7 protein-coding genes are annotated in these 8,861 nt (G+C 72.3%); 5 read left to right on the forward strand and 2 right to left on the reverse strand.

The genetic code is table 11. The annotated features are described in order from the left end of the window. The 3 genes from ROTAS13_RS27200 to ROTAS13_RS14315 form a co-directional block, all read left to right on the forward strand. Positions 1 to 2,535 (forward strand): glycosyl hydrolase family 28-related protein (locus ROTAS13_RS27200; protein ID WP_305793717.1); only part of this gene is annotated, 2,535 nt, incomplete at its 5' end. Further along, a complete protein-coding gene (locus ROTAS13_RS14310; protein WP_075822667.1) occupies positions 2,535 to 3,779 on the forward strand; it encodes a hypothetical protein in 1,245 nt (414 codons plus the stop codon). The genes ROTAS13_RS27200 and ROTAS13_RS14310, both read left to right, overlap by 1 nt. A 14-nt stretch (positions 3,780 to 3,793) precedes the next feature. Then, entirely contained in the window at positions 3,794 to 4,168 is a 375-nt protein-coding gene (locus tag ROTAS13_RS14315; RefSeq protein WP_019461607.1) for a hypothetical protein, read from the forward strand. A 38-nt stretch (positions 4,169 to 4,206) separates the two neighbouring features. On the opposite strand, the gene ROTAS13_RS14320 is transcribed toward ROTAS13_RS14315, so the two are convergent. Next, positions 4,207 to 4,599 (reverse strand): MAPEG family protein, encoded by a 393-nt coding sequence (locus tag ROTAS13_RS14320; RefSeq protein WP_075822669.1) that lies wholly within the window; start codon positions 4,597 to 4,599, stop codon positions 4,207 to 4,209. A 113-nt stretch (positions 4,600 to 4,712) separates the two neighbouring features. Further along, positions 4,713 to 6,485, reverse strand: a complete 1,773-nt coding sequence (locus ROTAS13_RS14325) for a GGDEF domain-containing protein (RefSeq protein WP_085977413.1) — start codon at positions 6,483 to 6,485, stop codon at positions 4,713 to 4,715. 157 nt (positions 6,486 to 6,642) lie between these two features. On the opposite strand from ROTAS13_RS14325, the gene ROTAS13_RS14330 reads away from it, so the two are divergent. Together ROTAS13_RS14330 and ROTAS13_RS14335 are read left to right on the forward strand one after the other, a co-directional pair. After that, positions 6,643 to 7,899 (forward strand): glutamate-5-semialdehyde dehydrogenase, encoded by a 1,257-nt coding sequence (locus ROTAS13_RS14330; RefSeq protein ID WP_083755537.1) that lies wholly within the window; start codon positions 6,643 to 6,645, stop codon positions 7,897 to 7,899. Between the two features lie 103 nt (positions 7,900 to 8,002). Next, positions 8,003 to 8,641 (forward strand): nicotinate-nucleotide adenylyltransferase, encoded by a 639-nt coding sequence (locus ROTAS13_RS14335; RefSeq protein WP_026033281.1) that lies wholly within the window; start codon positions 8,003 to 8,005, stop codon positions 8,639 to 8,641. The last annotated feature ends 220 nt before the right edge of the window (positions 8,642 to 8,861 follow it).

An 8,861-nucleotide genomic window follows, 5' to 3' on the forward strand; every position in this document is an offset into this window, starting at 1 on the left:
CTTACGGTGGAGCTGTGCGTAGATGTGATCAAGAGACAGCCCCGCGACGCCTCCCCACACAGCACAGGATTTCCCATGCCCGACGCGAAGATCAGCCAGCTTCCCGCCGCCGCCATCTTCTCCGACAGCGACCTCAGCCCCGTGGTGCAGGGCGCGACGCCGGAAACGCGGCGCGCCACGGTGGCGCAGTGGCGCAGCGCCATGCAGGCGGACCGGCCGCTGCATGTCCGCGACTACGGCGCCAGGGGCGATGGCATGGCGGACGACGCCGCCGCGATCCAGGCGGCGATCGACGCCGCTTCGGCACAGGGCGGCGGCACGGTGCTGCTGGGGCCGCGGCGCTACCGGCTCGCCGCCGCAGGGCTGGACATCAGGCCGAACGTGGTGCTCTCGGGCGCGCTCTCCACGGGCGCGCAACGGGCGGCAGGCGATTATGGCGGCGTGCCCTACGCCCTGCTGCTCGATCCGGCGCAGACCATCCGGCTGCGCCGCAATGCCGGGCTGAAGGGCGTGGCGATCCTGCGCACCGGCCTCGCCGCGCCGGCCGACATGCGCGCCGGCATCAACCTCGTGGCGGGCTTCGCCGGCACCGCGGTCACGGTCGGCGACGGCACCAACGGCAACGGCTCCGACGTGCGCCTGTCGAACCTGCTGATCCTGGGCTTCGACCTCGCGGTGCTCAGCGACTACAACGCACGGCTGCGAATCGACGACATCGCGGGCGACAACCGCAACGGGCTGCGGCTGCGGCATTCCTACGACATCACCCGCGTGCACAACGTGCATTTCTGGCCTTTCCTGACGGGCAACATCGACGGCGTGGCGCTGAACAGCCGCGACGTGTCGGCCGTCGCGGGCAATGGCTCGGGCGCGATCCGCGTCACCACCGCCACGGCGCATGGGCTGGTGACGGGCGACATGGTGAACCTGACCGGGTGCCTGGGCCTGGCCGCCGCGAACGGGCGCTTCACCGTGACCGTCGTCTCGGCGAATGCTTTCGACCTCAACGGCACGGCCTATGCCAGCGGCTATACCGGCGGCGGCAAGGTCTGGATCTGGAACAACCGCCGTACCGGCACGGCCTTCCATCTCGAATACGCCGATGTGGCCGAGTTCACCAACTGCTTCGCCTATGGCTACGACACAGGTTTCAACCTGGGCCACAACGTGCAGGCGACGCAGTGCATCGACTGCTCGGTGGACAATCACCTGGACGTGGCCGATCCGCTGACGGTGGGGCTGCGCATCACGGGCGGCGGCGGCACCGCCCCCGATGGCAGCAGCACGATCGGCGCCTTCCGCACCAAGTGGATCGGTGGCTTCCTGTCCTCTCAGGGCCGGACGGTGCTGCTGGACCCGGTCTCCTCCACCGAGCAGCACCACATCGTCGGCGCGGTGGTGAACGGCGGCACGCTGCGCACCATCGACCTGCAGCGCGGCGCGCTGACGCTGGAGGCCTGCGACCTCACCACCGGCGGCAACCTGTACGGCACGGGCAACCCGAATGTCGTGTATCTTGGCAGCGAGGCGCAGAACCTGACGCTGCTGGGCTGCGACCTGCGGAGCGCGACCTTCCAGGCCGCGAGCGACGCCGCCATGCAGCGCCTGAGCATGAGCGGCAACCGCGACTCCTCCGGCGTGGCGAAGCTCGCGGGCGGCAGCCTGGAGCTGCACACCGTGCCGAGCGCGAGCGCCGGCCCGACCCGGCGGCTGGACATCGCGCCCGACGGCACGATGACGGTGCGCCGCCGCTCCGCCAGCCTGGGCGCGCGCATCAACCTCGCCAATCCTGCGGACCAGGCGGCCTACTTCATCTCCGCCGGACAGGCGGGCGGCAATCTCGGCCTGGGCGGCGATCCGGGCGTGAACCCGAATGGCGGCATCGACCTGGGCACCACCGGCAACGCCACCGCGCCGATGGTGGTGCAGATCCGGCGGATCTCGGCCAGCCCGGCGGCCAGCGACCGGCTCGGCTACCTCCACTTCAACGGCATGAACAGCGGCGCGGTGGAGACCACCTATGCCCGGCTGGCGGGAATCTCGGACAGCATCGCCGCCGGCACGGAAGCCGGCACGCTGGTGCTGGAGCTGCGCCAGGGCGCGGGCATGGTCGAACGGCTGCGCCTTTCGGCCGATGGCACGCTGCTGCTGACCGCGGCGCCGAGCGCGCCGATGCATGCGGCAACCAAGAGCTATGTGGACGGCCAGTTCACCGAGCGGCGGCTGCCGCAGGTGGTGCTGTCCGCCGCGACGGCGCTGGGCTTCGCCGTGCACAACAACCGGCTGCTGCTGGCCAATGCCGGAACCAGCCTGGGCATCGACTACAACGCGGTCGGGCTCGGCTTCTCCTGCATGGTGGTCAACCGCAGCGGCGCCGACCTGGCGCTGGCGCTCAGCAACTTCACCGGCAGCGCGCCGGTCAGCTCGGAGGGCTATACGAAGATCAAGGCGAATGGCGTGGCGAGCCTGCTGACCTATTCGCCCGATGGCGGCACCACCCGGTACTGCCATCTCAGCGGGGCGGGCGCGGCCTGATGCTGGGGATCGTCGCCGCCGCGCTCGGGGTGGAGGCTGGAGGCAGCGCCTCCTGGCTCACCCTGATCGGCCCGCGCAGCCTGCACGGCTCGCTCGCCGCCACACGCGGCTCCACCGCCGGCGGCTACGATGCCGCCGGCAGCTATCTGGAACTGGCCGCCAGCCAGCCGCGCTTCGATGCATCGGGCGGGCTGATCGTGGAGGAGGCGCGGACCAATGCGATCCGCAACCCGCGCATGGAAGGCGCCGTGGCGGGCTCGCCCGGGACGGTGCCGGGGTACTGGACGGTCACCGCCATCACGGGCCTGACCCGGACCCTGTCCACCGGGGTGGAGGCGGGGGCGCCCTATCTGGACTGCAACTTCGCCGGCACCAGCACGGCGGCGGGCTATTGCGTCGTCATGCCGGAACAGGTGGGCGGCGCCGCCGCGGTGTCCGGGCAGAGCTGGACCTGCGCCATGAACATCGCCCTGGTGGCGGGCAGCCTCCCGAGCGGCGGCAATCTCCGCCTGAGAATGCAGGAGCGCGGTGGCGACAGCTCGCCCGCCACGGATGCCGGCATCATCGCGACAGCCGCCGCGCAGCGCGTCGCCTGCACGCGGACCCTCACGGTCGGCGGCACGACCAGCATCGTCCCTTCGGTGCTGGCCTACGTGCCGAGCGGCGTTGCCATGAACTTCACCCTGCGGGTCTCTCTGCCGCAGCTGGAACAGGCGACCTTCGCCACCACGCCGGTCCTGCCGCCGGCGGGCAGCCGGGTGGCGCAGACCCGGGCGGCGGACCAGCTCCTGTGCCAGCCGGCTGGCGGCTATGGCGGCAGCGGCACGCTGCTGGTCGCCGCCAGCCTGCCGCAGGCCTCGCCCGCCGGGCTGCCCCAGGGCCTGTGGCAGATCGACGACGGCACCGATGCGAACCGGCTGATCCTGCGCAACACCGGCACGGCGCTGACCGCGGAGATCGAGCGCGGCGGCGCCAGCGGCGCGGTGATGACGCTGGGCAGCATGGTGCCCGGCACCGCCTTCCGGGCGGCCTTCGCCTGGGCGCCCGGAAGCCAGTCGGCCTGCATGACCGGCGGATCCGTCCAGACGGCGGCGGCCACCTTGCCCGCAGGGCTGGCGCGGCTGCTGCCCGGGCATGGATCGGGGGGCTGGAACCGGGCGCTGAACGGCTCGGTCCGGCTGCTCCAGTACCTCCCCTCGCGGCTGCCGGATACGCAGTTGCAGGGCCTCGTCAACCAGAGCTGAGAAAGGGCTTCTCCATGAGCGACCTGACCAACTATGCCCGCGACATGCTGGCCCGGACCCTGTGCGGCCGGGCGCCGACCCCACCGGGCGCGGTCTATGCCGCGCTGGGCAGCGCCGGCAGCGCCACGGGCGGCGTGACCGGGGAACCGGCAGGCACCGGCTATGCCCGCCAGCGCGTTACCTTCAACGGCACCGGCAGCCAGAGCAATGCCGAGGCGCTGCGCTTCACCTTCACCGCCGCCGCCGGGACGCTGGGCTATCTCGGCCTGTTCGACGCCGCCTCCGGGGGCAACCCGCTGACCTTCATGGCGCTGTCGCAGCCGGTGGTGATGTCGGGGCCCGGCACGGTCACCGTTGCCGCGAGCGGGCTGGTGGTGGCGCCAGACTGACCTTCCTGGCCGCCCGTGCTGCCGTGGGGGCCCCGCTCCTACGGCAGCAGCACCGCCAGAAGGACCAGGACGAGGCCCAGCATCGACACGGCCCAGACGATGCTGCGCAGCCAGGGGACGCCGGCGGCATAGAGCGGCAGATAGACCATCCGGCCCCAGAAGTAGATCTGGGCACCCCAGGCCGTCATCGCCCCTTCCCGCCCGGCGATATGGGCGGCGAGGATCGCGGCGGCGAAGAAGGGAAAGGTCTCCATCAGATTGGACTGCGCGCGGCGGAGCCGGGCGGCGATGCCCTGGGGCGGGCGCTCCTCGTCCCTTGCCCCGGCGGACCAAGCCAGTCCGTTCTGCGCCGTGGTCCCCATGGCCGTCAGCAGAAGCTGGACGATGCCCAGCACCACCGTCCATGCCAGAAGCCGCAGTTCCAGTGTCATGCCCGCCATCCCTTCCCGCCCGCGCCGCCTTGCCGGATTGGCAGGGCGCGAAACAGCAACGCGCGACGCCCCTTCCCGTCACGTGGCCACGCCTCCGGCGGGGCGCGGCGGGCCTATCTCAGCCGGGCGATCTCCAGCCTGGGCGCTTCCCTGGGTGCTTCCCTGGGCGCTTCCCTGGGCGCCCCCTTGGGCGGCTCGGCGCCGTCTTCCGGCTTCAGCAGCCGGGCCATCTGCACCCGGTCGCGTCCCGACTGCTTCGCGGTGTAGAGGGCCTCGTCGGCGGCCTTCAGAACCATGGCGATGGTCTGCCCATGGGCCGGCATGTCCGCCACCCCGGCGGAGATGGTGACGCGGGGCAGCACCGTATCCGTGCCCTGGTGCAGCGCCCGCACCTGCTCGCGGATCTCCTCCATCCGCCGGCAGGCGTTCTCCGCGTCGCAATCCGGCATCAGCAGCACGATCTCCTCCCCGCCATAGCGGCAGGCGACGTCGCCCCGGCGGAGGTCGCCCTGGATCAGCACGGCCAGGGCGCGCAGCACCGCGTCGCCCGTGGCGTGGCCGTGGCGGTCGTTGACCTGCTTGAAGTGGTCCACGTCGATCATGACCACCGCGACCGGGGCGCCGCGGCGGTCGGCCTGGCCGGCGAAGCGCTCTGACACCTCCTCCAGGAAGCGGCGGTTGTAGAGGCCGGTCAGCGAATCGCGCAGCGCCTGGTTGCGCAGCTTCTCGCGCAGGGAAAGGTTGGCCAGGGCCATGGACACGCCATCCGCCAGCGCCACCGCCAGGTCGCGCTGCGGCTCCGGCGCATCGGGCAGGCCGGACACGGCGGCGCCGAACTGCATCACGCCATAGACCTCGCCCCGCGCCGTCATCGGGATCTCCAGGCCGGGAAGCCCCAGGGCGACGTGCTCGCAGGGGATGTCGGCGCCAGGGCCGTGGCGGTGCGGGCGGCCGCGCTTGAGCGCCCAGCAGTTCTCCGGCGAGAAATGGTCCACGCTGGCGAGCTTCGTCCCTTCGGGCCAGACCGCCGTGCAGTCCAGCCGGTCGCGGCTGTTGTTGAAGACGTAGAGCGCCCCGGGCACGCCCGGCAGCACCTCCTGCGCCGTGTGCAGCACGACCCGGCGGATGTCCTGCTCGGTCTGGCAGGCCTGGAGCATGTCGCTCATGCGCAGCAGGCTGCGGATCTCGGCGCCGCGGACGTCCATCTCCCGCCGGACGGCCTGCTCCGCCCGGCCGTGGCGCGCGATCTGCCACCAGGCGATGGCCAGGGCGCCCAGGCAGAGCCCGGCCCCCAGCATCACCAGCACCAGGATCCGCGCCTGGACGCGCTGCATCCCGCGCGCGGCCTGCTCGACCTGTGCGACGCGCAGGCGGACGAAGCGCTCCAGGGCGAGGCGGACCGTCTCGCCCTGGGCCTGCAGGAGGCCGCGGCGCCCTTCCTCGATCACCGTCTCGCGCTCCCCGGCCTGGAGCCGGTCGAGGATGTCCTTGCGGGCGGCAACGATCCGCGTGATCGGGCCCAGGATCGGCGGGCTGCCGGTGTCCTCCTGGGCCGAATCCACCAGGCTGGCGATGCGGCGGAACTCCCCGCTCTCCAGCAGCTCCGCCGCCCGGCCGAAGCGGAGCTGGTCCTGCACCAGCCCGAAGAGCGCATAGGCGCGCAGGGCGGATTCGCCGTCCAGCAGGGCGATGGTCAGTTGCCTGGCCTCGGCGCTTTCTGTCCGCAGCCGCTCCATCTCCCTTTCCAGGGACAGGCTCTGCCGGTTGCCCAGCGAGGCCGCCACGGCGCCGGCCATCACCGCGATGGCCGCGGAAAGCAGCAGCCAGCCTGCGAAACGGGTCGGAGGGGCGTGGAGCTTGGTCACCATGGCGCGAGAGTAACCCATCTTAATATCAACTTTAAGTTGTTATTTACGATTTCGTTTCTATTCCGTCCCGGAAGTGCCTGTCCGGGACTTTCCTGGTCCCGTTTGCCACGACTCTGTCATGCGCCAGCTTTCGCGCCGCCGCCGGACGCGCTAACCCCGCAGCACCATGAACGCCATGCCCGACAGCGCCTCCGCCCAGCTCGCCGATGCCGCCCGTGACGCCCGCGCCGCCGCGCGGGTTCTGGCGCGTCTGCCAGGGCCGGCGCGGGACGCGGCGCTGCGCGCGGCGGCGGCGGCGCTGCGGCGGCGGCAGGACGCCATCCTGGAGGCCAATGCCGCCGACCTGGACACTGCGCAGGGGCTGACCGACGCCTTCCGCGACCGGCTGACCCTCAACCCCGCCCGGGTCGAGGCTATGGCCCGGGGGTTGGAGGAGATCGCGGCGCAGCCCGGCCCGGTCGGCCGCGTGATCAGCGAATGGACCCGGCCCAACGGGCTGGTGATCCGCCGCGTGGCGCAGCCGATGGGCGTCATCGGCATGATCTACGAGAGCCGGCCCAATGTCGGCGCCGATGCGGCGGGGATCTGCCTGAAGGCGGGTTCGGCCGTGATCCTGCGCGGCGGCAGCGAGAGCCTGCGCTCCGCCCGGGCGATCCATGCCGCCATCGCCGAGGGCCTGCGCGCGGCCGGGCTGCCGGAGGCGGCGGTGCAGATCGCGCCCTCCGCGGACCGGGCCTTCGTGGGCGCCATGCTGCGCGCCTCGGGGCTGATCGACCTGATCATCCCGCGCGGCGGCAAGGGGCTCGTGACGCGCGTGATGGAGGAGGCGCGGGTGCCCGTCCTCGCCCATGCCGAGGGGCTCTGCCACACCTATGTCCACGAGGCCGCCGACCAAGCGATGGCGCGCGCCGTCCTGGCCAATGCCAAGATGCGCCGCACGGGCATCTGCGGCGCTACCGAGACCCTGCTGATCGATGCCGCCGTGGCGCCTTCGCTGCTGCCGCTGCTGATCGGCGACCTGCGGGCGCTGGGCTGCGACTTCCGCGCCGACGCGCGGGCGCGGGCCATCCTGCCGGATCTGAAGCCCGCCACCGAGGCGGATTTCGCCACCGAATGGCTGGACGCCGTCCTGTCGGTGAAGGTGGTGGACGGGGTGGAGGACGCGATCGCCCATATCACCCGCTATGGCAGCGAGCATACCGAGGCCATCGTGACGCAGGACGAATCCGCGGCGCGGCAGTTCCTGGACGGGATCGGCTCGGCGGTGGGAATGTGGAACGCCTCCACCCAGTTCTGCGACGGCGGCGAGTTCGGCTTCGGCGCCGAGATCGGCATCGCCACCGGCCGGCTGCACGCGCGCGGCCCGGTCGGAGCGGAACAGCTCTGCACCTGGCGCTACCAGGTCCTGGGCAGTGGCCAGACCCGTCCCTGAGCCCAGGCCTGCCCCCGTCCCGTGACACGCCCCTGATGCCTCCGCCGCCCCGGCACGAACACGCGTCCAAGCCGCCTTCCCTGCCCCTTGGGGAGCGACGGTCCTGAGACGGCAACTGGCGGAGCCTGGGGCCTGGGGCGACAACCGGCGCCGGCGCATCGGGCTGCTCGGCGGCTCCTTCAACCCGGCGCATCAGGGGCACGAGCACGTGGCCCGGATCGCCCTGCGGGCGCTGCGGCTGGATGCGGTCTGGCTGCTGGTCTCGCCGGGCAACCCGCTGAAGCCGCCGCGCGGCATGGCCCCCTTCCAGCAGCGCCTCGCCTCGGCGCGGGCCATCGCCGACGGCGCGCAGGTGATCGCCACGGGGATCGAGGCGAAGCTGGGCTACCGCCGCACCGAGCGCACCCTGGCCAAGCTGCGGCGGCGCTTCCCCCGTGCCCGCTTCGTCTTCGTGATCGGGGCGGACAACCTGTGGCAACTGCCCCGCTGGGGGGGTTGGGAAAGGCTGGCCCGGCACACGCCGCTGGCGGTGCTGCCGCGTCCGGGCTGGACACGCAAGGCGTTGCACGGCAAGGCAGCCTCCGTGCTACGCCACTGGCGGCGGCGGCCGGGACAGCTCCTGGCCGGGCCGCCCGGACGGCATGCCGGCTGGACGCTGATCCCGGCGCGGGAGAATGCCCTGAGCTCCACGGATCTGCGGAGCAACGGCCATCATCCGGGCTGGCCTGCCGGCGGCGACTGAACGATACGGAATGGACGCTGGCGCCGGGACGGGGCCAGCGTGGCGTTTCCGCTGGATGACCCGATGACGGAGAGGAGGCGGCCATAGCCCGCACCCCCAGGAACGAGAGCGAGACCGGGGCCACCAAGGCACCCGCGACGCGCCGCAAGGCCGCCACGGCCACGGAAAAGGCCCCCCCTGCCAAGGCGACCCCCCGGAAGGCCGCGCCTGCCGGAGCCGC

Origin of the sequence: Roseomonas sp. TAS13 (genome assembly GCF_001950415.1) — a bacterium.
Classification (GTDB): Bacteria; Pseudomonadota; Alphaproteobacteria; order Acetobacterales; family Acetobacteraceae; genus Roseomonas; species Roseomonas mucosa.

Bases quoted from the DNA above. Each gene is read 5' to 3' on its own strand.
- ROTAS13_RS14320 (WP_075822669.1), bottom strand. From the start codon at position 4,599: ATGACACTGGAACTGCGGCTTCTGGCATGGACGGTGGTGCTGGGCATC.
- ROTAS13_RS14310 (WP_075822667.1), top strand. From the start codon at position 2,535: ATGCTGGGGATCGTCGCCGCCGCGCTCGGGGTGGAGGCTGGAGGCAGC.
- ROTAS13_RS14315 (WP_019461607.1), top strand. From the start codon at position 3,794: ATGAGCGACCTGACCAACTATGCCCGCGACATGCTGGCCCGGACCCTG.
- ROTAS13_RS14330 (WP_083755537.1), top strand. From the start codon at position 6,643: ATGCCCGACAGCGCCTCCGCCCAGCTCGCCGATGCCGCCCGTGACGCC.
- ROTAS13_RS14325 (WP_085977413.1), bottom strand. From the start codon at position 6,485: ATGGGTTACTCTCGCGCCATGGTGACCAAGCTCCACGCCCCTCCGACC.